The following is a 24,622-nucleotide window of genomic DNA, read 5'->3' as shown; positions in this document are numbered from 1 at the left end:
TCAGGGAAGCGACACGGCGCAGACCTGGGCCGCGGCCGAGGTGGTGATCGGGGCGAGCGCGGGCGCGTGCAGCGCGCGCTGGAGCGCGGCAACCTGCACCACGTCGCACGCCGCGCCGCCGCCGAGCACCACGCAGCGGGACTGCGCGGCGGGCGAGAGCGCCGCCGCGGGATTCGCGAGCGCATTCCGGTAGAGCGAGACGTCCGCCGGGGTGATGACTCCGTCGCCGGAGACGTCGCCGCACTGACAGGCGTTGCCGACGCCATCGGGCGCGCTGCCCGCGCCGAGGCCGCCGCTGTCGGTCTGCGTGGGGTTGGAGACGAAGCGGCAGTCGTCGAGCGCGTCGATCACGCCGTCGAGATCGGCGTCGCCCGACGTGCGCAGGCTGAACGCGGGCCGCTGCGCGTCCGAGGTGCGCCAGGGTCCGTGCGCCGGCAGCGCCGGGAGCGGGCCCGTCGCGGGCGCGTAGTCGGTGCGCGCGCGCCAGCGAATCGGCGCCGACGGCGGCAGTCCAGCGACGGTGAGAGTGACGGGTCGGGTGAGCGCCGAGGGGCCGACCGCCAGCCACGCCGACTGACTCACGACGCAGCTCGGGGCGCCGAACGCGGCGGACTCGGGGCAGGCCTGCACGGTGGCGCGCACCCGGCTCGGCCCGCCCGGGCTCGTGAGAGTGACTCGGGCCGCGAAGCCGTTGGCGTCGAAGGCGTCGCCGAGCGGCCCGATCGGTACGAGGCTGCCGTCGCCGCGCAGCTGCCGCGCGAGCACGGAGCGGCCGGTGCCGGCTCCTCCGTAGTAGAGGGTCAGCGAGGCCGGCGAGGCCGAGCCGAGCTGTGGCGCGCCCACGAGCACGTCCGAGAGACCGTCGCCGTTCACGTCCCCCGCCGACGCCACGCTGAAGCCGAACGAGTCATTCGTGCCGGTCTCGACCAGGTTGAACCACCGCAGCGACGGCCCGAGCACAGATGCGCCGAAGACGGCGAGCACCGAGCCGGTGCCGCTCGTGGTCGCCGAGCCGAACAGCACGTCCGCGTAGCCGTCGCCGTTCAGGTCGCCCGCGCCTGCGGCCGAGATCCCGAACACGTTCACGCCGAGCGCGAGGCCGGGGAACGAGAGCGCCGCGTTGCCCGCGGTGAGGCTCGCGGGCATGGAGGCGCCGCCGGCGAAGACGTAGCCGAAGCTGGCGCCGGGCGTGCTCGAGAACGGTGCCCCGATCGCCAGGTCGTCGAAGCCGTCCGCGTTCATGTCGCCCGTGCCGGCGACGCTCCAGCCGAACTGACTGTTGGCGCTGACTCCCGAGATCACGGTCGATGCGCCCGACAGCGAGGCGCTCGCGATTCCGCTCGCGCGGCCGCGGAAGATCCCGGCCGCGCCCGTGCCGCCGCTGCCCGGCGCGCCGACGATCACGTCGGAGTAGCCGTCGCCGTTCACGTCGCCGGCCGATGCGACCGAGATGCCGCACAGGGCAACCGCGCCACCGCCGGCGAGGCGCGCGCCGCTCGAGGCCGAGACGCTCGCAATGCCCGTCGGCCCGGCGAGAAACACGAACGCCGCTCCCTCCGCAGCGCCCGCGCCCGCGTTGTAGAACGGCGCCCCGACGATCACGTCGGCCCGCGCGTCGCCGTTCACGTCGCCCGCCGACGCCACGCTCCAGCCGAAGCGCGAGTCGGTCTGGTCGCCGAGCAGAGTCGCGGCAGCGCTCGCCGCAGAGCCGCTCGTGACTCCCGCGGGTCCGCCGAGGAACACGAAGGCGGCGCCGACGTCGGGAGTGTTTCCGTCCCAGAGCGGCGCGCCGACGATCACGTCCGCGTAGCCGTCGCCGTTCACGTCGCCCGCCGACGCGACGCCCTGGCCGAGCTGCGCGCCCGCCTGTCCGCCGTGGAGCAGAGTGACTGCGCCTCCGGGACCCCCGCTCGTGATGCCGGCCGGCCCGCCGTGGAACAGGAACGCGGCGCCTTCGTCGCTCTGGCCGCTGTCGTAGAGCGGCGCGCCGACGATCAGGTCTGCGTAGCCGTCGCCATTCACGTCGCCCGCGGAGGCAGCGCTGATCGCGAACTCGTCACTCGCCTGGTCGGACACGATCTGACTCGAAGCCAGGCCCGCGAGCCGGAACGCGCCGCCGAGATACACGTAGGCCTGACCGACGAAGAAATTGTCACCGGGTGGAACGGCGAAGGACTGACCGATCACGAGGTCGTCGAAGCCGTCGCCGTTCAGGTCGCCCGCATTGGCGAGCGCGCTGCCGAACTTCGGCCCCGTGAACGTCCCCGTCGGGGGGGCCATCGTCGCCGACGCCGTGAGCTCGGTGCCGCTCGGGATGCCGCCCGCGCGGCCGCGGAACAGGAACACGGCGCCGCCCGGGTTCGACGGGAAATTCTGCGCGCCGACGATCACGTCGGCATAGCCGTCGCCGTCCACGTCGCCGGCGCTCGCCACACCGCCGTGCGCCCACGGTGCCCCGGGCGGCGTGGGCTGGCCGCCGAAGAGCGAGCCGACGATCGTCGACGTGAGCGTCGTCGAAGCCGTGAGCTCGGTGCCGCTCGGGATCCCCGTCGCTCCCCCGAGATATACGAGCGCGGTGTTGCTGCCGCCCACCAGCACGTCGTCATAGCCGTCGCCGTTCGTGTCTCCCGCTCCGGCGACGCTCGAGCCGTAGCCTGCGACCGAGCCGAGGATGCGCGTCGCCGCGCCGAGCGTCGTGGTGCTCGGGATGCCGGAAGGTCCACCGAGATACACGAACACCGCACTCGCCGCGCCCGGCGGTGAGCTCTGGAAGGACGGCGCGCCGATCACCACGTCGCCGTAGCCGTCGCCGTTCACGTCGCCAGCGGACGCCAGCGCAGTTCCGAACACGGGAAGCAGCGTCGACGAGTAGACCGCGCTCTCGCCCGGTGCCACGGTGAAGCGGGTCGGCGCCGAGGTCGCGAGCCCGCTCGCGATCCCCGACGGGCCGCCGAGGAAGAGAAAGACCCCGCCGACCGCGGTGCCGGTGTCGTACCCCGGCTGGCCGACGAGGACATCGCCGTAGCCGTCGCCGTTCACGTCCCCCGCCGAGGCCACGTCCCAACCGAAGTATCCGCCGGCTTGGATGCCGTTGCCGTTGACCCCTCCCGTCTGAGTGCCCTCGAGCACGGTGGTCGCGCTCGTGAGATCGCCGCTCGCGATCCCCGACGGCCCGCCGAGGAAGATGAACGCCCGACCGCCTTCAGTCGCGACGCTGCTGTTGTCGGTCGGGGCACCCACGATGAGGTCGCCGTAGCCGTCGCCGTTCACGTCGCCCGCCGAGGCCACGCTGAAGCCGAACTCCTGGCCGTTCGCCGTGCCCCGCAGCATGGCGGACGCGACGCTCGAATTGACTCCGCTCGCGATGCCGTTCGGACCGCCGAGGAAGATGAAGACAGCTCCCTGATCGAGGTAGTTGGGGCTGCTGATGGCGAGGTCCGCGTAGCCGTCGCCGTTCAGGTCTCCCGCTGGAGTCACACTGAAGCCGAAGCCTGGATGGTAGGGGTCAATCTCGTCCGTGAAGCCATCTCCGACGAGCACGCTGTCCGGCGTCTGGGTCACGATCGGGTCGATCGCCACCGGGTAAGTCGCCGCGGCGTCGTCGACGACGATGCGGAAGTGATTCGCCCCTGCGAGCTCGAGCCGCGCCGGCAACGCGCGGCCGCTCGCGTCGGCGGCGCGCAGCCCGTCGTAGCGCAGCGAGCGGCCCGGCCCGGAGTGGAAGACGAGCGCCTGGTCCACCAGCGTCGGCAGGGCGTCCGAGACCGCGAGCTCGAGCGCGAGCGCCCCCGCGCCCTCGGGCCGGGCGCTCAGGAGGAAGCCCTGCTCGATGCCTTCGGGTCGGTTCTCGTACCACTCGGTGAGCTGCGGCCTGCGGAGCTCGACGCGCGCCCCCTCATGAGAAAGCTCTCCTCGAGTGACCGGCGCGAGCGCGTCCTCGCGTCCGACACCGGCGAGTGTCAGCGCGGCGAGCGCGTGGCCGTCCGGATCGAGCCTGTTGGCGATCCGGATTCCGGATGCGTCGAAGTATGCGCGCAGGCCCTGGACACGGTTGGGCGCCTGGAGGCCGTCGCCATTCGGTGTTGCTTCGTATTCGCGGGCGGCGATGGCCTGTTCGAGGCGCGCGAGCGAGCCGGCGTCGATCGGCCGGGTGGGAGGCAGACGGCCTGCAAGGCTCGCGAGCGCGAGAGAGGCTGTGACTCGTGCGAGACGGCGCCACTCCACGCGCCGACTGTACCGCGTGACTGGCCGGGAGAGAAGCCGGAAAATCCGGCAGAGCCCCGTCCGCTGGTCGCGTAGGCGATCCGCACCCCGTCGGAGCTGGTCGTGAAGCCCAGGTCCTGGTGGAACGCCGGTGCGATCACAGGCCAGCCCCAGAACAACGCGGCGATCACGAGCGGAGCGCGGAACCACCAGACGAGCCCGACCAGCAGCGCGAGCGCAATGGCGGCGCGCGCGAGCCAGCAGCTTCTCCGGACCGCCTGGTCCCGGCGGGAGAGTCGGAGTCGAGCGCGTACACCTCGACGGGCTCCGAGAGACGTTCTTGAGCCGCTGGGCGCCGAGTGACCGGGCAGACGCGTGCCCGACGCCGCGCACCTGCCGCCACACCGCCTCGGAGACACAGACCCCGCCGGGCTCCGCCAGCGGGCGGATGCGCGCCGCGACGTTCACGCTCTCGCCGAAGAGCTCGCCCTCGTGGCGCAGCACGTCGCCCAGGTGGATGCCCGCGCGCAGGCGCAGCGCGCGCTCCTTGTGTCTCCCGGTCAGCTCGGTGTAGCCGACGACGTCGGTGGACAGAATTGCGGCGAGCCGGCGGCCGGCGCCCTCGGTCACGGGGGCGACGAGCTCCACGGCCGCAGTCCGGGACCGCTGCCCCTGCGCCCGGAATGAGTCGCGAGCACGCTCCCGCCGGCGGCATGCCGGGGGGAAGAGTGGTCGCAGACCTGTGGCGATTCGAGACAGGTCGACGGTCCGATCGACCGGCCGCCGCAGGCGCACGTCTTCTTCGACTCCGGCGCGGACTGGGTCGCCATCGGCGACGAGCTGCCGCGGCTCGGTGGGAAGACGGGCCTCGAGCCATTGAAGGAAGGCTAACGTCAGCAGGGCGATGGCGAGGAGCCGCAGCATCCGGCTATTCGCGTGCAGCTCGCGGAGTTACGCCCGCGGAGCCAAGGCCGCCGCGCGGCCGGAGCTCGGAGAAACCGCACCGAGGCGACCCGCACCAGATGCTCGCGCACCAGATGACTCAGCGTCGGGGCGCGTGAGCAGGCGCGCCGAGTTCAAGATGAATGCCAGCTCGGAGCCCACGTGGACCACCGACGCGAGGATCGGCGTGAGCACCCCGAACGCCGCAAGCGCCATCGCCGCGGCGTCAACCACGATCGTTCCAGTGAAATTCGCGTAGATGATGCGGCGGCAGCGCCGTGCGATCCGCAGAGTCTCGACGAGCTTGACGAGATCGTCGCCGATCAGCACGACTCCTGCACACTCGCGGGCGACGTCCGTACCTGATCCCATCGCGATACCGACACTCGCCTCGATGAGCGCCGGAGCATCGTTCACGCCGTCGCCCACCATGACGACCGTTCGCCCCTCCCGGGTGAGCTCGCGCACGCGCTGCACCTTGTCGTGAGGGAGGAGCTCGGCGCGAACTTCGTCCACGCCCAACTGCACTCCAATCGTCTCGGCGACCGTGCGGGCATCGCCGGTGAGCAGCACGGTACGAAGCCGCATCGCGCGCAAGGATCGCACCGCCTCGACCGCCTCCGCGCGCAGCATGTCCGCGACCTCGATCGACCCGAGGAGCAGTCCGGCCTTGGCCACATAGATCTCGGTGCCGCCATGCGCTCCCGGAGACACTTCGGGCAAGGGCACACCTCGCTCCGCAAGGAACGAGCGGCTTCCGGCCAGGACCTCGACGTCCTCGGTCGTCGCGCGCACCCCCTTGCCCGGGAAGGCCTCGAAGCTGTCGGGATAGTGAGGCGCTGCTCCGACCGCCCGTGCCAGGATCGCCCGAGCGAGCGCGTGCTCGGAGGGGCGCTCCGCGGTTGCGGCCGCGTCCAGCAACTCAGACTCACTGACCCCGGGTGCCGCTCGCAGCGCGACGACGGAGGGGCGCCCGAAGGTCAGCGTGCCCGTCTTGTCGAGCACGATCGTGTCGGCGCGGCCGAGGACTTCCAGCGCGATCCCACCCTTGATGATCGAGCCTTGGCGCGCCGCGCGGCCGATCGCGCCGAGGATCGCGAGCGGCGTACCGGCGGCGATGCCACAGGCACCCGCGGCGATCACAACGGAGATCGTCGCTCGAACGTCACCCGTGACGAGGAACGTCACGGCCGCTGCGGCAAGCGTGAAGTAGACGAGGTAGCCGGCGAGCCGGTCCGCGGTCTTCTGGATCGGCGCCCGCGTCCGCTCCGCGCGCTCTACGGCCTCGACGATGCGGCCGAAGGTCGTGTCGCGTCCCAGGGACTCGGTGCGGACGTCGAGAGTGCCGCTCTGGTTGATCGTGCCCGCGAAGACCGACATCCCGGAAATTTTTTCGACGGGCAACGACTCACCGGTGATCGTGGCCTGATCCACGGCCGAGCTTCCCGCGAGGACCGTTCCGTCGACCGGGACCAGTGAGCCGGGCTTCACGACGACGACGTCGTGCAGCCGCACCTCGGACGCATCCACTTCGCGGACGTCCCCGCCGCTGCGGACGAAGATGCGACGGGGCAGGAAAGCAAGAAGGTCTTCGATCGCGCGGCGCCCGCGGCCGACGGTCAGCTTCTCGATCTCCTCGGCGATCAGAACGAAGAGCACGATCACGAGCACCGTCAGGAACTCGCCGATGGCGAGCGCGGCGAGGAGCGCGATCGTCATCGAGAGCTCCATCGTCATGCGCCGCGCCGGTACGGCCTCCCAAGCGTCCTTCAGGATCGGGAAGCCGCCTACCAACATCACCGCGACCGCGACACTTCCGACGAGCCAAGTGCCTTCAAGCAGACCGAGACCGACCAGCGCGACAGCAACCGAGACGAGGGCGATCCGGGCGAGGGCGATCCGCGTGAATGCGAGCTCGTGTTCCTCGTCCACTCCGACTTCGTAGCCAGAGACCGGAGCCTCCACTGCGACCTCGCGCGGCACGGTCACCGGAGGCTCATCCGGAAGACTTTGGAGACCTCGTCGATCCCCGCGCGCTGTCTGGCACGGGGAGCTCTGTCGAGGATATGCGTCCGAATGTGCTCTTCGAGCAGCTCGACCATCAGCGCGTGGATGGCGCCGCGGCTCGCCGCGAGCGTCAACATGACCTCCGCGCAGCCGCGCTCCTCGTCCAGCGCGCGCTCGACAGCCTCGAGCTGCCCGCGGAGGCGACGGACGCGGTTCAGCAACCTCTTCTTGTGGAGAATCGTGTGGCCCACAGAGGGAACACTATACCCCCATGGGTATATGGCGCACCCGACTCGGCGCGCTTGGGGCCTGTCCCTATCCGCTGGGCACGCGGGCTGGGTCGCCATCGGCGACGAGCTGCCGAGGCTCGGTGGGAAGACGGGCCTCGAGCCCTTGAAAGGCTGACGCAGCAGCTCGACGCCGATGGCTACATGGTGATTCGCGACCGCACCAAGGACATGATCAAGTCGGGCGGGGAGTGGATCTCTTCGGTCGAGCTCGAGCTGTGCTGGAAGCGGCGGTGATCGCGCGGCCCGACGAGAAGTGGGTCGAGCGGCCGCTCGCCTGCATCGTGGCGCGCACCGGCGAGACACCGACCGCCCAGGAGCTGCGGACCTTTCTCGAACCGAAGGTCACGCGCTGGTCGAATCCGGAGAGCTTCGCGTTCGTGCGCGAGATCCCGAAGACCAGCGTCGGAAAGCTCGACAAGAAACGCCTGCGCGAATCACTCGCGAGCGGCGCGCTCGAGGTCGTCACGGTGCGCTGAAGCTCAGCCCTCCGCGACGAAGTCGCGCTTGCTCGCGCCGCAGACCGGACAGTACCAGCCCTCGGGGATGTCCTCGAAGGCCGTACCCGGCGGAATGCCGCCGTCCGGGTCCCCTTCGGCGGGGTCGTAGACGTGACCGCACGACTGGCAGACCCACTTCTTCACCGCGCGGGCGTCCACGTCCCCTTCAGGCTGAGGACGCCGTTCATGAAGTTGGAGAGCAGCATCGCGGGCTCGCCGACCTCGAGATCCGGCATGCGCGTCGTGAACTGGCGCAGGATCGACTTCACCATCTGGCGGCCGAGCGCCGAGCCCATGCAGTAGTGAGGGCCGTGACCGAAGCTCAGGTGGCGATTCGGCGAGCGCAGGATGTCGAAGCGATCGGGCTCGGGAAATTCGCGCTCGTCGCGGTTCGCCGAGCAGTACCAGAGCACCACCTTGTCGCCGGCTTTGATCGTCGTGCCCTCAAGCTCGAAGTCCTCGGTGGCGGTGCGCCGGAAATGCATGAGCGGCGGTGACCAGCGCAGGAGCTCCTCGACCGCGCCTTCGATGCGGCCCTCGAAGTTCTCGAGCAGCCGCGCCTTCTGGTCGGGGTAGCGCTGGAGGTTCAGCACCGCGTGCGCCATCGCGTGGCGCGTGGTGTCGTTCGACGCGCCCACGAGCAACGTGAAGAACGCGCCCAGCTCGGCCTCGGTCAGAGCCTGGCCCTCGTGCTGTGCGCGCACGACCCAGGACATCAGGTTGTCGCCCGGCTCGCGCCGGCACCGCTCGGCCTCGCCGAAGGCGATCTTCATGATCCGCTGCGCGGCGTCCTGAAACACGGCGAGGGGCGGTCCAATGTGCGCGTATGTCGGGTCGGCCCACGCCCCGAGCTGCTCGGCGCCCTCGATCAGCACGTCGCGGCGGTGAACGTCAGTGATTCCGACGAAGACCTCGGCGAACACGCGGCCGGGCAGCTGCTTGAAGACGAGCTCGCACAGGTCGCCCTTCCCCAGCGGCGCCACCTCGTCGATGATCCGCTGCGCCATCGCCTCGATCTGCTGCTCCATGCGGCGGATGTTGCGCGGGCTGAAGGCCGCCTGCGTGATGTTCCGCAGCGCCTGGTGGCGCGGGTCGTCCATCACGATGAACGAGAGGATGGTCTCGAGCTGCGGGAAGTCGTCGAGGAACACGCCCTGCGTCGACGTGAACACCTTGGCGGTGCGCGAGACCAGCTTGATGTCCTCGTAGCGAACGACCGCCCAGAAGCCCTTCGAGTTCTCGAGGCCCGGGGCGAGCGGCTCCGGCGCGCGGTGCCACGACACCGGATCGTGGTCGCGCAGCCAATGGAACGCGCGCTCGCGCTCCTCGTACGGCCGGGCCCAGAACTCGAGCGAGCTCAGGTCGATGTCCATCGGCGCGGTCGGTCTCACCGTTGTCTCCTCCGAGGGCAACTTTGGAGCAAGAGCGGGACCACCGCTCGCGGCCGCCCTGCGAGCCCGGCGGGCAGAGATCGATTCGAAACCGCCTCGTCCCTCAGAGAATGAAGCTGACCTTGCCCACGTCGCGCAGGGACTCGAGATCGAGGATCGCGCGGCGAGACTGGATGCGCAGGCCCCTCTCGCCGCGCTCGAGCACGTGCTCGTAGCGGCCGACGTAAGCGGCCGTCTGGTTCGAGCGCATGCGGTAGACCACGAAGTTGCTGGTCACCCAGAGGCGCGCGCCGTCGGTCCGCCGGATCCGTACGTTCGCGAGCAGCCGTCGCGTGCGCGCGTGAGGGTTCTCGCTCCAGGTCGTCTTTCCGAGCAGCTGCTCGACCCGCGAGCGCAGCCGCGCGGCGTCGTCGGCGATCAGGAACAGCGTGTCGGACGGCTCCGATTCGGGCGCATCCGTGGACGGCACGCTGTAGGTCGCGTCCTCGGTGAAGAGCGCGAGCCACTCGTCGAGCCGCCACTCGTCGAGAAGCGCCGCCTCGGCGAACAGGAAGTCCTCGACGTCGGCGCGCGACAGCGCGCTAGCGGGCTGCGGCACGGCGCCCCTCCCGGAGCGACGTCACGTTCGGCGCGAGCAGTGACTGCCAGCGGCGCCAGAACGTCCGCATCTGATGCTCGCCCGTGATCGGAGGCTCCGCTGCGCCGGTGTCGCGCGAGATGTCGTTCCACTCGCCCGGCGTCGAGGCGTAGCCGCGCTGGCACGATTCGAGCGCCTCGATGTCGTCGGGGGTCGCGAAGCCGCCGGGGCCGAGGAAGGTCAGGAAGTTCTCCAGCCGGTGGCGCCGGTGCTCGGGCGGTTCGCCGCGCGGCGCGAGCGACCAGGCCTCGACGTTCATCCGCCCCGGCGTGAGCGGATGGAAGGTGCGAATCGTGATCGCCATGATGTCGTTGATCACCAGGTTCGGGAAGATTCCGAGGTTGCGGCTGGTGGTCGCGATGCGATGCGCACGCTCCGCGCCGAGGCGCGCCTCGAGCTGCGCGCGGATCTCGGCGATCTCGGGCGCAGCGCTCTCGCCGAACGCCGGCACCCAGTGAGCGATCGGCCGCCCCCACGGCGCGGTGTACTCGATGCACGCGTGGCCGTTGCCGAGGTCCCGCACCGAGTTCCACTTGCGGCCCTCGGGGAGCCCGACCGCGCCGCTCGAGGCCAGATACTTCATGTAGCGCGCGTGCGCGATCTGCGCGTGGTAGCCGTCGTAGCTGTTCTCGACCAAGAGCTTCCAGTTCGCGTGGATCGCGTAGGACTGCGCGCCGCCCACGATCTCCATGCCGGCCTCGGACTGGTCGGCGACGAGGTCGAGATACTCCGCCGCGCCGCCCAGATAGTCGACGAGCGGAACGACTTCGGGATCGAAGCTCACGAACCAGAAGCCGCGGTACTGCTCGAGCCGCGGCGCTTCGCGCAAGCCCAGCTGCGCGCGCGAGAAACCCGGTGCGTACGCTTCCTCGCCGGGCACGCCGATCAGCTGGCCGTCGTTCCGGAAGGTCCAGCCGTGGTAGAAGCACTGGAAGCTGTTCGCATTGCCGCGGCGCTCGCGACACACCTCGGCGCCGCGGTGCGTGCAGGAGTTCAGCAGCGCCCGCACGACGCCATCTCTTCCGCGCACGAAGATCAGCTTGCGCACGCCGAGCTCGCGCACCCGGAAGTCTCCGGCCTCCGCGACCTCGGACTCATGGCCAAGGTAGATCCAGAACCGCTCGAAGATGCGCGCCCGTTCCTGGGCCAGCACGTCCGGGTCCAGGAAGGCCTGGTGGTGCACGCGGAAGAGACCACTGCGGACGTCGTCGTCGACGTGACTCAAGGCTGCTCCTTTGACGGGTCCCACGCCCAATAGCGCGCGACCGCGCCGGAATCGATGCGCAAGTCCGTGCCGGTCACGTGGCGAGCGTCGTCGGACGCCAGGTAGACCAGCGCTCGTCCGTAGTCGGCCGGCGATGGCAGCTCTTGAGTGGGTACGCCGCGGCGGAACGGCTCGAACGCGTCGATCACGCGCTGCGCCGGACGCGGCCGGCCCCAGCGCTCGGCGCGCGCCATGCCCTCGCGAGGGTCCGTGGCCGTGGGCGTCAGGCTGTTCACGCGGATGCCGTGCGGCGCGAGCTCCATCGCCACCGAACGGGTGAAGTTCAAGAGACCCGACTTGGCCGTGCAGTAGCCGACGTTGTTCGGCTGGCCCTGGTGACCGGCCGTGGAGATGATGTTCACGATCACTCCGCCCTGCCCGCGCGCGACCATGCGCCGTGCGACGGCCTGACTACACAGAAATGCGCCGTCGAGAATCACGGCGAGCTGGCGCTGCCACTCGGCGAGCGGCATGTCCAGGACGCCCTTCTGGTTGAAGATCACGGCGTTGTTCACCAACAGATCGATCGCGCCGAGCTCGCTCGCTGCGCGCTCGACCATGGCTTGGACGCCGGATTCGGAGGTGACGTCCGCAACGACCGCGGCCGCCTCGCCGCCCAGCTTGCGGATGCCGTTCGCACAGTCCTCCGCGTTCGCCGCGCTGGAGTCGACGCAGGCGACGCGCGCACCCTCGGCGGCGAGTGACTCGGCCAGCCCGCCGCCAATGTTCGGGCTCGTCCCCGTCACGATCGCGACCCGCCCCGAAAGCCTCATGCAGCGCGCTCCGTGCGCAGCGGCAGGCCGAGCAGCGCCCGCGCGTTTCCGCCGAGGATGGCCGCTTCGCTCGCCGGGTCGAGGCCGAGCGCGCGCACCTCGGCGGCGGGATCGCTCGGTCCGAGCGGCAGCGGGTAGTCACTGCCCAGCACGAGCTGACCCGCGCCGAAGCGGGTCACGAGCTGGCGCAGCCACGCCAGATCGAAAGTGACCGTGTCGAACCAGAAGCGGTCCAGGTACTGCGACGGCGGCCTGCGCGCCGCGCTTCGCGCCTCGGGGACGCGCTCGTAGCCGGCCTGCAGACGCGCGAGGAGCGCCGGGAATGCGCCGCCGCCGTGGTAGAGCACGACGCGCAGCCGCGGGTGGCGATCGAAGACGCCCCCCATGACCAGGAGCGTCGCCGCGAGCCCCGTGTCGAACAGGTTCCCGACCAGCGGCGACAGCGCGTAGCGCGCCAGCGCGCCCTTCGGCGAGGCTTCGAACGGATGCACGCAGACCGGCATCTCGAGCGTCTCTGCGGCGGCCCAGAACGGCTCGAGGCGCGCGTCGTCCAGGTCGAGCGCGCCCGCGCGCGCGGGAATCTCGACGCCGCGCAGACCCAGCGCGTGCGAGCGCTCGAGCTCGCGCGCGGCGGGCTCGGGTGACTGCAGGGGAACCGACGCGAGCGGTGCGAAGCGGCTGGGGTACTGGCGCGCGAGCGCCGCGAGTGAGTCGTTGTTGACCTGCGCCACCGCGAGCGCCAGGTCAGGCGGCGCGTCCGCATACAGCACGAAGGGCGTGCACGACACGGCCTGCACGTCGATCGCCAGCCGGTCCATGTCGGCGAGTCGTGCGCGCGGATCGCACATGCGCGCGTGCAGCGGGCGGACCGCCTGCGCCCCGATCCGCGCGAAGCGGCCCTCGCCGCGGATCTCGATGCGCGTGTCGAGCCGCGCTCCCTCGCGCGCAAGGAACGCGACCACGTCCTCGCACACCATGTGGTTGTGCACGTCGATGACTGCGGGCGCGCCTAGCTCCATACGCCGAACACCCGAAAGCCGGTGGAGATCCACGACGCGCGGTACCAGGTCACCTCGAGCTTGCGGCTGCCCATCGCGCCGGCTCCGACGATCCAGTTGCGCAGCTCGTGGTCACCGTTCGCCTCGATCTCCGGGCTGTCGTAGTCGCGCAGCCGGTGCCCCTCGCCGGCCTCGAGCCAGCGCATCTTCTCGAGGTTCCCCTCGAGGTCCATGCGCATCCGGTCGAAGCGGCTGGTGAGCCAGGTGTGCGACCAGGTCGAGCTCGGGCAGACCAGGACACGGAACGGTGACGCCTCGACGATCTCGCGGATTGCCTCGCCCATGGCGTACAGTCGGCGCGACGTCGGCGCCGCCGGATAGGCAGACGCTCGCGTCGGGTCGCGCCGCGCCGCCGGGTCGAAGATCGCCAGCTCCGCGCCGTAGCAGTTCACGAGCAACGGAATGATCGGGATCCGCCCGTCGTCGTTGCGCAGAAACAGCTGCGTGTTGGCGTGCGCGTGCGGGAGGCCGTACCGCCAGTGGGCGGCGTTCAGATCGTTCGTCGAGCTGATGTCGAAGCCGCGGCGGATCAAGCCGTCGCGGATCGCGAGCGCGGCCGGAGCGTGACACGGCCAGCGGTAGGAGTGAGTCGGATCGACGCCCCAGGTGCGCTTCACGTACTCCGCGTCACCCGGCATGCGGGTGCCGTGGAAGGGCACCGCGTCGACCTCGGCGCCGACGTAGATCGCGTACGGCGGGAGGTTGCCGGGCAGGAAGGCCTGCGCCTGGTCGTCGCCGATGAGCAGGATCGCGTCGGGCGCGAGCGCATCGATGCGCCGGCGCAGCTCGGCGAACGCGTCCCAGTGCGCCTGGTGGTGCTCGCGTGCGACTGACTCGGGATCGGATCCCATCTCCGCGAGGGCTTCGGGTGGATCGACGAAGGGCTTGCCCGAGAGAGACTCGGCGAGCCCGCACAGCATCTTGCGGAAACGCAGCAGGTTCTCTGGCGCGCTCATGAGATAGGGAACGTGCGTGGTGCCGACTCCGAGCACTTCACCCATGGCGTTCTCCGTTCGGGCGCGCGAACGCCCGCGCGAGCGTGCGCCGGATCTCCGCCCGCACGGCCCGCAGGTCGAAGCCCGACGGCGCGAGCAGCCACTGCAAGACGACCCCGCGCAGCAACCCCACGATGAACACTGCGAACGCTCTTGCGTCGGTCTCGCGCGGCATCTCGCCCGCGCGCACGGCGGAGCGCACCGTGCGCTCGACGCCGGCGCGCAGCGCGCGGTCGGCCTCGACGAACGTCTCGTGGATCCCCGGCACGAGGCCGATCGATTCGCCCAGGAGCTCGTAGTACGCCCGCCCGAGGTGCCCGCTGCGCACGACCGCATCGAGATAGGTGTCGATCGTGACCAGGAGCGCCTCGAGCCCGTGCTTGTCCGCGAGGGCGGGCTCGAGCTGATCGTGCGCGAAGTAGGTCTGGAACTCGTCGGCCAGCACCCGAACCAGCTCGTCCTTGGAGCCGAAGCGCTCGTTCACGAGACCTCGGCTGTAGCCGGCCTTCGCGCCGATCTGCGCGAGCGTCGTCTTGCTGAAGCCCTGGTCCGCGATGAGCCGGGTTGCGGCGTCGAGGAGACGTCGTTCGGAGCGCGCGCGGCGTTCGGCCTGACGCTGCTTCACGTCCCGAAGTTTACTTGATGGTCGTCAAGTAAAACAAGGCTCTTCTCGCGCCGACGTTCTCAGGCACGTCTTGCGCCGTTCAGTCCGCCTAGCAGCTGGCCATGCAGGAGGTGCCCCAGGTCGCACGAGTCAGTATGTGTCGAACAGGCGTTGAACGTCCGCTGCCGAGCGCTGCTTGAGCAGCGCGAGCGACAACAGGATTCGCGACTTCTGCGGGTTGAGCTCGTGCGACGCCACGAAGCCAAGCTTGTCGTCGTCGAGCTCGACGTTGCGGCCCACGATCCCGGTGGGAACGCGGCTGCTGCGCACGACCGTCACGCCTTTCTTCACGGCTTCGGCGGCCGCGTCCACGGAGCTCTTGTTCATGTTGCCGTTGCCCACGCCCGCGATCACGATGCCCTTGGCGCCCTTGGCCACCGACGCGTCGATCAAGTCGGCCGACATGTCGGCGTCGGCGAACACCACGTCGACGCGCGGCAGCTTGGTGACCGACGAGATGTCGAACTCGCTCTGCGTCGTGTGCTTCCATACCGGCGTGTTGTAGTAGTCCTGCTTCCCATAGTGGGTGGTGCCGATGATGCCGCGCATGGGCGACATGAAGGTGTCGACTGCGGTGGTGCTCATCTTCGTGAGCGAGTGAGCCGCGTGGATCTCGTCGTTCATCACCACCATCACGCCCCGACCCTTGGCCTGTGGATCGCTCGCGACTGCGACGCCGTTGTAGAGATTGAGAGGCCCGTCGGCGCTCACGGCCGTCGACGGCCGCATCGAGCCCACCAGCACCACCGGCTTGTCGGTCTTCACGGTGAGATTCAGGAAGTACGCGGTCTCTTCCATGGTGTCGGTGCCGTGCGTGATCACGAAGCCGTCTACGTCGCCCTTGGGCGCCAGCTCGTTGATGCGCTTGGCCAGCTTCAACATGATGTCGAACGACATGTCCTGCGAGCCGACGTTCGAGATCTGCTCGCCCTTGACCTTGGCCAACTTGTCGATTCCCGGGACGGCCGCCAGCATCGCGTCGATGGTGACCGCGCCCGACGTGTAGCCCGACTGAGTGCCGGTCGCGGCCGCGCCGGCGATGGTGCCGCCCGTGGCCAGGATGACGATGTTCTTCTGCGCCGCCGCTTCCCGCGAAGCGACCGCCAGCAGGACAGGAAGAATGACTCGCAGAGCTCGAGCGAGAGTCGCGGTGATCATTTCTTGTACTTGCTCCTATCCAAGTTGGTGAGCTTCGCCGGATCGAGCAGGTCCTTGATCTGCGCCTCCGTCAGCACCTTCTTCTCGCGAATGATCTCCAACAGACCCTTGTTGGTGCGGTAGGCCTCGTTCGCGAGCTCGGTGGCTTTCTCGTAGCCGATCACCGGATTCAGCGCGGTGACGATGCCGACGGTCGTCTCCATGTAGTGCTCGAGGACCTTCTCGTTGACGGTGATTCCATCGACGCACTTCGTCCGCAAGGCGGCGGAGCCGTTCCTGAGCAGCTCCTGTGACTCCATCATCGAGAGCCCTGCCAGCGGCTCGTACGCATTGAGCTGAAGCTGGCCCGCGTGAGCTGCGATGCTCACGCCCGCGTCGTTGCCCATCACGCGAAACGCGATCACGTTGACGAGCTCGGGAATCACGGGGTTCACCTTGCCCGGCATGATCGACGAGCCCGGCTGCATCGCCGGCAGATCGAGCTCCGCGAGCCCTGCGCGCGGCCCCGAGGCCAGCAGGATCAAGTCACTGGCGATCTTGGAGAGCTTGATCGCCACGCTCTTCAGCGCCGAGGAGTAGACCACGAAGCCCTGCTGCTCCCAGGTCGCCGCGATCAGGTCGTCCGCGAGCACGATCTTCTTCCTGGTCAGCTTGGCCAGCTCGGCGGCGCACTTCTCGGGATAGCCCTTGGGAACGTTGATGCCGGTGCCGATCGCGGTGGCGCCCATGTTGACGGGGTACAGGTACCTCTCCGCGTCCTTGAGCAGCTGGATCTCGCTCTCGAGCGACGCCGCGAAGGCATGGAACTCCTGGCCGACGGTCATCGGCACCGCGTCCTGCAGCTCCGTGCGCCCCATCTTCGTGACCTCGAGATACTCGTTTCCCTTCTTGCGGAACGAGGCGGCCAGCTTCTGGAGCTCCGCGATCAGCGCGTCGTTGCGCATGATCACGGCCACCTTGATCGCCGTCGGATACGAGTCATTCGTCGACTGCGACATGTTCAGGTCGTCGTGAGGCTCGACGAACTGGTACTCGCCCTTCTTGTGGCCGGTGAGCTCGAGCGCGACGTTCGCGAGCACCTCGTTGGCGTTCATGTTGGTCGAGGTGCCCGCTCCGCCTTGATACCAGTCGACGAGAAACTGGTCGCGGTACTTCCCGGCGCGCACCGCCGCGTAGGCCTTCTCGATCGCGGCGAGTCTCTCGGGCTTCATCGCGCCGACCGCAGTGTTGGCCCGAGCCGCCGCCAGCTTCACGATCGCCCAGGCATCGACGAACTCGGGGTAGTGATTCATGAGCACACCGGAAATCTGGAAGTTCTCCAGCGCGCGGGCCGTCTGGACTCCGTAGTAGGCGTCGCTCGGCACCTGCTTCTCGCCCAGCAAGTCCTTCTCGGTGCGTGTGGAGGTCGCCGTGGTCTGCGCGCGGGCCAGACCCAATGGCGCGCATAGCAGCAGTAGCGCCAGCGCCGTAGCGCGCTTCGTGATCATCTCTTCCTCCTCAGGATGACGCGGGTCAGTGGATCACGGCCGTGAGCGCGAGCGCCGCGAGTGTCGACGCGAGAACGCTGATCAGTCCCGGCCGCATGAAGCTGTGATTCAGCACGAAGCGCCCGATGCGCGTGGTGCCGCTCTGGTCGAGTGACACGGCCGCGAGCACCGTGCCGTAGGTGGGCAGGAAAAACGTGCCGTTCACCGCCGGATACACGGCGAGAAAGAGCGCCGGCGAGAGGCCGATCGCGCTGGCTACCGGCGAGAGCGTCACGATCGTCGCGGCTTGACTCATGAGCAGGATCGACAGCGTGAAGAGACAGAGCGCGAACAGCCACGGCCGGTCCGACACGAGCGCCGACATCGCGCCGATGATCTGTGACTTGTTTCCCTCGAAGAACGACGAGCCCAGCCACGAGACGCCCAGGATGGACACGAACGCGACCAGCCCTCCCTTCATCACGCCGCCTTTCACCGCGGTCTCGGCGTTCGCGCCGAAGAGAAGGAAGGTCGCACCGGCGCTGGCGAGCATCACGATCATGATCGCCCCACCCATGCCCACGTTCCGGCGCAGCCCCGGGAACAGGCCCAGCAGCACGACGATCGTGATGGCGGTCGCGAATACGAGACACGCGCCGATCGCGTTGCGGCGCGCCGCGCCCTGTAGCTTGGCGGCAGCGGCCGTGACGGTGATCTTGCCCTCGGCCACGCGCCGCTGGTATTCGGGATCCTCTTCGAGCTCGACGCCGCGCCGGAACACGGCGAGTATGCCTGCAGCGACGCCGACCAACGTCGCCGGGATCGCCACGAGCAAGATCTCCGGCAGGCCGATCGCCGAGCCGCCGAGCGCGCCGACCAGCGCGACCGTCACCGCCGAGACCGGCGACGCAGTCAGCCCCTGCTGCGCCGCGATTACACTCACCGACAGCGGCCGCTCCGGCCGAACACCCGCATTGCGAGACACTTCGGCGATGATGGGCAGCAGTGCATAGATCACGTGTTGCGTGCCCGAGACGAAGATCAGCGCGTAGGTCACGAGCGGCGCGAGCACCGTAATGCGCGCCGGGTTCCGGCGCAGCACGCCCTCGGCGATCTCGAGCAGATAGTCCAGCCCGCCGGCAGCTTGCATGACCGACAGGGCAGTAATCACCGCGATGATCATGCCCAGCACCTGGGTGGGCGGCCTGCCCGGGGGAAGGCCGAAGCCGAACACGAACACGGCGAGCCCGAGCCCAGACACTGCGCCCAGACCGATGCCACCCACGCGCGCGCCGACCAGGATGCATACGAGCAAGCTCGCGAGCTCCAGCCAGAGCATGCGCGCATCGTGCGCTGAGTCAGGGGGGAAGGCAACTCCCGCCGAAGTGCCTCGATGCGGCTCGCATTCCGAGAGCGACGCCTTGGCCTTGCGGGGCCGGAGCCGTTCCCGCGAGCTCAAGGATGGATGAGCCGGGAATCGTCCGGGCTCCGCTCACGCGTGAGTCTCTCGCGGATTCGCTCGAAGACTCGCGGCGGCTGCTGGCGAGGATCCGTTTGCAGCGCCTCTTCGAGGCTGGCGATCGCCGCGGCACGCTCCTGACTCGCAAACTGTACGTTTGCGAGTGCCTCGAGCGCGGCCGCGTCGCGGCGGCCGGTGGCACTCACCGCGCGCTCGGCGTAGCTCCGGGCCTCGGCGAGGCTGGCGGGATCGGGCTCTTCGCGCAGCAGGAAGAGCGCCATGCGCCGGAGCGCGTAGGCGTCGTCGGGTGAGCGGCTGAGCGCATCGAGGTAGAGCTCACGGGCCCGAGGACGATGGCCCGCGAGCTCGTTCAATGCGCCCAGGTCGACGCGCGCAGTCACTGGATCGGGCTGGAGCGGGAGCAAGCTCTGGTAGTAGTCGATCTCGCTCTCGAGCGCCGTCCGCTTCTCGACCTCGGCTTCGCGCGTGAGGCCCGCGGCGCGATACGCCGCTGCGAGGTTGTAGTGTGCCCGGCGATTGTGCGGGCGCGCGGCAACGTCGGCCCGCCAGAGATCGATCGCGCTCCGGTAGTCCCCTGCACGCAGGAACGAAACGGCTCCGAGCGCGAGCGCTGCCAGCCCGACCAGCGCGAGCGCCCAGCGCGTCGTGCCCCCGCGAGCGAAGAGCGCGGCCATCGCAGTCACTGCCAGTGCCAGAAGGGCGGCAAGCGCAAGGTACATGCGACGCTCGGCGCCCACCTCGGACGCGATCGGCACGATGCTCGAAGACGGCGCGAGCAGCGCGAAGCAGGCGATCCCGACGAACCCCGCCGCGGGCCAGCGCCGCAGCGCGTACAGCGACAGCGCCAGGAGCGCGATCAGCAGCCCGAAGCCCTGCGGGACGTCGCGAAGCCCGATCGGGTCCGGGGTGCCATAGTCGAAGACCAGCGGCCAGGGCACGAACACCAGTCGGAGATAGTGCGGCACCAACAGGCACTGATTCGCGAGATAGATGGCCGGAGTGACCCAGTGTTCGAAGCCCGCCGACTCCGCGCGCGGCGCCTGCGCGACCAGAAACAAAAGGACGCCCCAGGTCAGCGCGAGCCCCGACCCCGTCGCGATCCGAACCCGCCGTGCCAGGCCCAGCGCCCGGCCCCAGAACACCGCGTCGTGGAGGGCAACGACCAGCGGAGCGGTCACCATCACCTCTTTGCAGCCCATTCCGAGCGCACAGCTCGCCACCGCGCCGGTCACCCACGCCCACGGCCGCGCCGAGTCGTGCGCCCGGATCGCGCACCACAGCGTCGCGAGATAGAACACCGCCATCAGCGACTCGGTGCGCGCGCTCACGTAGCACACCACCTCGCTCGCGAGCGGGTGCAGCGCGAACATCAGCGCCACCGCAGATGCGATGCCGCGCGCATGCGCGCCGAAGCGCGCGGCGCAGCGCGGTGACTCGAGCGTGCGTCGGACGACGCCGTACAGGAGGAGCGCGGCAATCAGGTGCAGCGCCATGTTCACCAGCCGATATCCGCGCGGGTCGAGCCCGCCCGCCGCGTAGTTGAGCGCGAGAGACAGCGCAACGACCGGCCGCCCGGAGGTGGTGAGATCGACCGGCTGCTGGAGCACCCGTCCGAGCGGTGTCAGCGCCCGGATCGTCTGGTTGTCGACGATCGCGGTCAGGTCGTCGAACACGAACGGCCCAGGCAGCGCACGCGCGTACACCGCCCCGAGCGCCAGGGCGAGGAGCGCCGCGAGACCGAGATTCCAGAGCCGGTCGCGAGTCAGCGCAGCTTTCCCTTCCGGATGAATGTTGAGGCGAGGTGCTAAGGGAAGCGCTTCACCCGCGCCGGCGTCTGCGCCGAGCCCGGCGGCTCGCGCACGTAGTCGGGCGGGATCGTCATCGCTTTCTGGATCGACGGCCGCTCGTCGAGGCGCGCGAGATACCGGGAGACGTTCTTCATCTCGCCGAAGTCGATCGCCTCGAGCATGCGCGCGATGTGCAGCGCCCAGTAGATTCCGATGTCCGCGGCGGTGAACCGTTCACCCGCCATGCAGGGCGAGCCCTCGAGTGAGTCGTCGACGAAGCCGACCGCGATGTCGAGCCGGACCCGCGCCGCCTGCCGTGCCTTCTCGTCGAGCGGCGTGGTGCTCCACCGGCCCGACGACCAGAGATACGCGACCACCGGAGGCGCGAGGCTCGCCTCTGCGAAGTGCAGCCACTGGAGATACTTCGCTCGGGCCGGATCCGTGGTCGGCGCGGCCAGTCGGCCCTGGGTGTCGTAACGATCGATCAAGTACTGAACGATCGCCATCGACTCCATCATCTTCACTTCCCCGTCTTCGATCACGGGCGCCCCGCCGAGCGGGTTGATCGCGAGCAGGTCCGGCTTCTTCAGCTCCGAGCGCCTGCGCAAGTCGATCTGGTACGGAACGCCGATCTCTTCCGCGGCCACGATCACCCGCGTCGAGCGGCTGTTGGGCATGTGATAGATCTTCAGCATCTGGGCTCAGCCCGCCCCGCAGCTGGCCATGCAAGAGGTGCCCCAGGCTGCGCAGTTTGCGAGTGACTGTGTGACTCCAATCTTGAGCATAGCCTTCGACGCCGCGAGATCGTCGCGGACCGTTTCCTTGCACTGCTTGATGCTCAGTGCGACCGTGTTGTTCGCGGCGCAGGAGCTGAGCTCGAACTTCAGGCTGCGAGCGATTCCCTTCGAGTAACAGGAGCCCGTCGCCGACGTGGCTTGCTTGCACTGCCCCACCGCGGCGCGGCAGAGCGCCTGGCAGCTGCGAACCGTGCTCTTGGGTCCGCTCTGGGCGGCGAAATAGTCCGGGAGCTGCATCTGGGCCACCGTGTCCAGGTTGCCGCAGACACCCTCGCCGATCGGATCGCTGTACGACGGCTCGACGAAGTCGGCGGCGGCGAGCCTGGCGACTGACAACAGGAATGGAAGTGCGAAGCCCAGGAACATCGAACGACGCAGCACGGGTGAACCTCCGCTTCTCAACCCACCCAGGCGGACAGCGTAGACCCGTGCGGGCGCAAGAAGCAAAAGAAGTTGAGGAGCTATGATGGGCGCGCGATCCCCATGAGACTGGTCCAAGCGCAGAAGCTCGACTCCGTCGACGACTACCGGCTGATCGACGCGCCCGTGCCTGCGCCCGCGTCCAGTCAAGTGCTGATCCAGGTCCACGCCTGCGGCATGGGATACGTCGACGCCCTCGTCGCCCTGGGGCGATATCAGGTGAAGCCGCCGCTGCCCTTCACGCCGGGCCAGGAGATCGGCGGAGTCATCGAGGCGGTCGGCGAGGGCGTCTCTCAGCCGAAGGTCGGCGAGCGCGTGATGGCCTCGTTGTTCGGCGGAGGCCTTGCCGAGTATGTCACGGTCCCCGCGCCCGCGGTCCAAGTGATTCCCGATGCCATGACCTACGCCCAGGCTGCGGGATTTCGCGTCAACTATCTCACGGCGCTGCATGGCCTCGAGGACCGCGCCGCCCTGCAGCCTGGGGAGCGTCTCTTGGTGCTGGGCGCGGCGGGCGGGGTGGGGACGGCCGCGATACAGATCGGGCGCCTGCTCGGGGCCGAAGTGATCGCCGCGGCATCGACGCCCGAGAAGCGCGCGTTCGCGCTCGCGCAGGGTGCGCAGCGCGTGCTCGACACCCAACCGGACGGCTGGCGTGAGCGCCTGAAGCAGGCCTGCGAAGGCGGCGGCCCGGACGTGGTGTTCGATCCGGTGTGCGGCCCGCTGTTCGAGCTCGCCTTCCGCTCGCAGTCGTGGCGGGGCCGCCATCTCGTGGTCGGCTTCGTCGGCGGGCCGATCCCGAAGCTCCCCGCCAACCTCCCGTTGATGAAGGGCGCGTCGCTCGTCGGGGTGGACGTGCGCCAGTTTCTGCTGTTCGAGGCGGAGCGAGGCCAGAGCCACCTCCGGCGGCTGCTCGCCTGGGTGGCAGAAGGGCGACTCACTCCACCGGTCGGCCGTCGCTTTCCACTCACGGAGTTCGCGCAGGCCATGCAGTTCGCGACCTCGGGGGCCGGGTCGGGAAAGACCGTCATCGAGCTGGCGTAGAGCTCGGCGGACGCGTCGAGCCTAGCGCCGCCCCTTCCCCGCAACGGCGGTCGCCGCGTGCGTGATCTGGCCGTCGGACCCTGCGGTCATGCGCTGGCGCATCACGTCCTGCAGCCTCGCGCGTTGCGCCGGGTCGAGCTTCGCGATCGTGCGCCCGGGCGGCGAGAACGGGATGGTCTGAACCTGCCAGTACTCGTCGAAGCTGGCGAACGTGCGTGTGACTTCGATCTCGGTCGCGTCGATCTCGCGCAAGCCCGCCGCGGCAAGTGACTCGCGCATGCCGGCGGCGCTCCCTTCGGGCACGAGCGGCGAGGTCAACGGCTCGGCGCCGATGCTTCTCACCCCGGCCATGACCGGCGCGTAGGGCGCGAAGTCTTCGCCCGCTGTGCGTTTCCAGGTGTAGGCGCCGACGAGCCCGCCCGGGCGCAGCACCCGTTTCATCTCGGCGAGGGCTCGCCGGCGATCGGCGAGGAAGTGCAGCACGAGTGCCGACGCGACGACGTCGAACGAGCCTTCGCCGAAGGGCAGGGACAGCGCGTCGGCGACCTCGAACACGGGCCCGGGCAGGTGCTCGCGCGCGTAGGCGATCTGCTCGGGAGACGGATCGATGCCGGTGAGTGAGGCGGGCGCCGCGCGGCGCACGATCAGCTCACTGAACGCGCCGCTGCCGCAGCCGACGTCGAGCCAGCGCGCGGCGCGGGGCGCGTCGAGCCAGGCGAGGAACGTCTGGCCGATCGCGCGGCTCCAGGCGCCCATGAAGCGCTCGTAGTCCGCGGCGGCGTCGAATGTGACTTTGACTTCTGCCACGAGCGTGGATCGTACACGGAAAGGACGCCGGCGCGTGAGCCGCGCTAGGCTCCGGGCGTGAGCGAAGCGCTTCGCCGCGAGCTCGAAGATCCGGGATACACGCCTGCGCGGCGCGTATTCGGCGAGCTCTTGCCGCTGCTCGCAGAGCCCGACTTCGCGCAGCGCGCCGAGAGAGCGCTGCGCAGCGCGGGCCTTCCCGCGGCGCTGTTTGCCGCCGAGGCGCTGACTGCGAGTGATCCCGCGCTGGGACCCGCGCTGGTGCGACTCGCGGGTCACGCCCTGCGCTCGAACGACTCACCCGCCCTGCTCCAGGCGCTCGAGCTCGCGCTCCGGAGCCGCGACCCGGAGACCCGGCGCCAGGCCGCCATCGCGCTCGGAAAGTGCGGCCGCGCGGCCTGCGAGGACGCCTTGCTCGACTGTCTCACGACGCCCGATGCCAAGCTGCTGCGCTCCGTCGTGGAAGCCCTGGGGAAGGTCGGCGGCGAGCGCGCGCTCGCTCGGCTGCGCACGCTCACTCCGCCCGACAAGCTCAGGCCGATCCTCGAGCGCGCCTGCCTGATGCTGGAGCGCACCACGGAGCGGGCCGCGGGCGCGGCCGGCACGATCGCGCTCGACGTCGCCCTGCCCGAGCCCCGTTCGGTCGTGCTGTCCTGCCGCGCGGGCCTGGTGGAGCTGCTTGCCCAGGAAGCGCGGCCGCTCGGCGGGCGCGCGGTCAGTGACTCCGAGGTCGCGCTCGACTGGGGCGGCACTCTGCGCCCGCTGCTCTCGCTGCGGATCGCGCTCGACGTGGGTCTCTCGTGCAGCCTCGACGCCGCCACCCCCGCTGCCGTGTTGAGCGGGCTCTTGCGCCCGGAGCTGGTCGGCGCCCTGCGCGCCTGGACGCTCGGCGCTCTGCGCTTCCGGCTGGACTGGGTGGGTCACGGACACCGGCGCGCAGACACTTGG

21 protein-coding genes and 1 pseudogene are annotated in these 24,622 nt (G+C 69.7%); 4 read left to right on the top strand and 18 right to left on the bottom strand.

Features of this window, described 5'->3' with window-relative positions; all coding sequences use genetic code 11:
* Positions 1-4,224, bottom strand: coding sequence for a hypothetical protein (locus VMR86_00140; GenBank protein ID HTO05441.1), 4,224 nt, complete (start codon positions 4,222-4,224; stop codon positions 1-3).
* 471 nt (positions 4,225-4,695) lie between these two features.
* On the opposite strand from VMR86_00140, the gene VMR86_00135 reads away from it, so the two are divergent.
* Positions 4,696-4,890 (top strand): hypothetical protein, encoded by a 195-nt coding sequence (locus tag VMR86_00135; GenBank protein HTO05440.1) that lies wholly within the window; start codon positions 4,696-4,698, stop codon positions 4,888-4,890.
* 264 nt (positions 4,891-5,154) lie between these two features.
* Here VMR86_00135 and VMR86_00130 read toward each other — a convergent pair whose 3' ends face one another.
* On the bottom strand, positions 5,155-7,134 hold the full coding sequence (locus tag VMR86_00130) for a cation-translocating P-type ATPase (protein HTO05439.1): 1,980 nt from the start codon (positions 7,132-7,134) through the stop codon (positions 5,155-5,157).
* Entirely contained in the window at positions 7,131-7,373 is a 243-nt protein-coding gene (locus VMR86_00125; protein ID HTO05438.1) for a metal/formaldehyde-sensitive transcriptional repressor, read from the bottom strand. The genes VMR86_00130 and VMR86_00125 overlap by 4 nt, the downstream gene beginning before the upstream one ends.
* A gap of 192 nt (positions 7,374-7,565) precedes the next feature.
* Here VMR86_00125 and VMR86_00120 point away from each other — a divergent pair.
* Positions 7,566-7,918 (top strand): annotated as a pseudogene (locus tag VMR86_00120) (fatty acid--CoA ligase).
* Positions 7,919-7,921: 3 nt separating this feature from the next.
* On the opposite strand, the gene VMR86_00115 reads toward VMR86_00120, so the two are convergent.
* From VMR86_00115 to VMR86_00050, 14 genes are all read right to left on the bottom strand, one after another.
* The gene (locus tag VMR86_00115; protein HTO05437.1) at positions 7,922-8,083 is read right to left on the bottom strand and encodes a rubredoxin; all 162 of its coding nucleotides are present in this window, start codon (positions 8,081-8,083) and stop codon (positions 7,922-7,924) included.
* The gene (locus tag VMR86_00110) at positions 8,080-9,330 is read right to left on the bottom strand and encodes a cytochrome P450 (protein HTO05436.1); all 1,251 of its coding nucleotides are present in this window, start codon (positions 9,328-9,330) and stop codon (positions 8,080-8,082) included. Before VMR86_00110 ends, VMR86_00115 begins: the two co-directional genes overlap by 4 nt.
* A gap of 103 nt (positions 9,331-9,433) precedes the next feature.
* Positions 9,434-9,928 (bottom strand): aromatic-ring-hydroxylating dioxygenase subunit beta, encoded by a 495-nt coding sequence (locus VMR86_00105; GenBank protein ID HTO05435.1) that lies wholly within the window; start codon positions 9,926-9,928, stop codon positions 9,434-9,436.
* Positions 9,912-11,192, bottom strand: a complete 1,281-nt coding sequence (locus tag VMR86_00100; GenBank protein HTO05434.1) for an aromatic ring-hydroxylating dioxygenase subunit alpha — start codon at positions 11,190-11,192, stop codon at positions 9,912-9,914. Before VMR86_00100 ends, VMR86_00105 begins: the two co-directional genes overlap by 17 nt.
* Positions 11,189-12,004, bottom strand: coding sequence for an SDR family oxidoreductase (locus VMR86_00095; protein HTO05433.1), 816 nt, complete (start codon positions 12,002-12,004; stop codon positions 11,189-11,191). The genes VMR86_00100 and VMR86_00095 overlap by 4 nt, the downstream gene beginning before the upstream one ends.
* Positions 12,001-13,023: an amidohydrolase family protein gene (locus tag VMR86_00090; protein ID HTO05432.1), complete on the bottom strand. Its 1,023-nt coding sequence runs from the start codon at positions 13,021-13,023 to the stop codon at positions 12,001-12,003. Before VMR86_00090 ends, VMR86_00095 begins: the two co-directional genes overlap by 4 nt.
* Complete coding sequence (locus VMR86_00085) at positions 13,014-14,063, bottom strand: hypothetical protein (protein HTO05431.1); 1,050 nt, start codon at positions 14,061-14,063, stop codon at positions 13,014-13,016. Before VMR86_00085 ends, VMR86_00090 begins: the two co-directional genes overlap by 10 nt.
* A complete protein-coding gene (locus tag VMR86_00080) occupies positions 14,056-14,682 on the bottom strand; it encodes a TetR family transcriptional regulator (protein HTO05430.1) in 627 nt (208 codons plus the stop codon). Before VMR86_00080 ends, VMR86_00085 begins: the two co-directional genes overlap by 8 nt.
* Positions 14,683-14,811: 129 nt before the next feature.
* Positions 14,812-15,879, bottom strand: a complete 1,068-nt coding sequence (locus VMR86_00075) for a type II asparaginase (GenBank protein ID HTO05429.1) — start codon at positions 15,877-15,879, stop codon at positions 14,812-14,814.
* Positions 15,876-17,366: an aspartate ammonia-lyase gene (locus tag VMR86_00070; GenBank protein ID HTO05428.1), complete on the bottom strand. Its 1,491-nt coding sequence runs from the start codon at positions 17,364-17,366 to the stop codon at positions 15,876-15,878. The genes VMR86_00075 and VMR86_00070 overlap by 4 nt, the downstream gene beginning before the upstream one ends.
* A 25-nt stretch (positions 17,367-17,391) precedes the next feature.
* Positions 17,392-18,684, bottom strand: a complete 1,293-nt coding sequence (locus VMR86_00065; protein ID HTO05427.1) for an anaerobic C4-dicarboxylate transporter family protein — start codon at positions 18,682-18,684, stop codon at positions 17,392-17,394.
* Positions 18,685-18,800: 116 nt separating this feature from the next.
* Positions 18,801-20,528: a glycosyltransferase family 39 protein gene (locus VMR86_00060; protein HTO05426.1), complete on the bottom strand. Its 1,728-nt coding sequence runs from the start codon at positions 20,526-20,528 to the stop codon at positions 18,801-18,803.
* Between the two features lie 101 nt (positions 20,529-20,629).
* Positions 20,630-21,307 carry a glutathione S-transferase family protein gene (locus VMR86_00055; protein HTO05425.1) on the bottom strand — a complete coding sequence of 226 codons (678 nt, stop codon included), beginning with the start codon at positions 21,305-21,307 and terminating at the stop codon, positions 20,630-20,632.
* A gap of 6 nt (positions 21,308-21,313) precedes the next feature.
* Positions 21,314-21,790: a hypothetical protein gene (locus VMR86_00050; protein ID HTO05424.1), complete on the bottom strand. Its 477-nt coding sequence runs from the start codon at positions 21,788-21,790 to the stop codon at positions 21,314-21,316.
* Positions 21,791-21,892: 102 nt separating this feature from the next.
* On the opposite strand from VMR86_00050, the gene VMR86_00045 reads away from it, so the two are divergent.
* Positions 21,893-22,870 carry an NADPH:quinone oxidoreductase family protein gene (locus tag VMR86_00045; protein HTO05423.1) on the top strand — a complete coding sequence of 326 codons (978 nt, stop codon included), beginning with the start codon at positions 21,893-21,895 and terminating at the stop codon, positions 22,868-22,870.
* A 21-nt stretch (positions 22,871-22,891) separates the two neighbouring features.
* On the opposite strand, the gene VMR86_00040 is transcribed toward VMR86_00045, so the two are convergent.
* A complete protein-coding gene (locus VMR86_00040) occupies positions 22,892-23,677 on the bottom strand; it encodes a class I SAM-dependent methyltransferase (GenBank protein ID HTO05422.1) in 786 nt (261 codons plus the stop codon).
* 57 nt (positions 23,678-23,734) lie between these two features.
* On the opposite strand from VMR86_00040, the gene VMR86_00035 reads away from it, so the two are divergent.
* Positions 23,735-24,622 (top strand): HEAT repeat domain-containing protein (locus tag VMR86_00035; GenBank protein ID HTO05421.1); only part of this gene is annotated, 888 nt, incomplete at its 3' end.

This window comes from Myxococcota bacterium, assembly GCA_035498015.1.
Classification (GTDB): Bacteria; Myxococcota_A; UBA9160; order SZUA-336; family SZUA-336; genus VGRW01.
The sequence above is the reverse complement of the archived record's forward strand: the minus strand, read 5'-3'. Positions and strand labels throughout refer to the sequence as shown.

Bases quoted from the DNA above. Each gene is read 5' to 3' on its own strand.
- VMR86_00095 (HTO05433.1), bottom strand. From the start codon at position 12,004: ATGAGGCTTTCGGGGCGGGTCGCGATCGTGACGGGGACGAGCCCGAAC.
- VMR86_00090 (HTO05432.1), bottom strand. From the start codon at position 13,023: ATGGAGCTAGGCGCGCCCGCAGTCATCGACGTGCACAACCACATGGTG.
- VMR86_00085 (HTO05431.1), bottom strand. From the start codon at position 14,063: ATGGGTGAAGTGCTCGGAGTCGGCACCACGCACGTTCCCTATCTCATG.
- VMR86_00075 (HTO05429.1), bottom strand. From the start codon at position 15,879: ATGATCACCGCGACTCTCGCTCGAGCTCTGCGAGTCATTCTTCCTGTC.
- VMR86_00070 (HTO05428.1), bottom strand. From the start codon at position 17,366: ATGATCACGAAGCGCGCTACGGCGCTGGCGCTACTGCTGCTATGCGCG.
- VMR86_00065 (HTO05427.1), bottom strand. From the start codon at position 18,684: ATGCTCTGGCTGGAGCTCGCGAGCTTGCTCGTATGCATCCTGGTCGGC.
- VMR86_00055 (HTO05425.1), bottom strand. From the start codon at position 21,307: ATGCTGAAGATCTATCACATGCCCAACAGCCGCTCGACGCGGGTGATC.
- VMR86_00045 (HTO05423.1), top strand. From the start codon at position 21,893: ATGAGACTGGTCCAAGCGCAGAAGCTCGACTCCGTCGACGACTACCGG.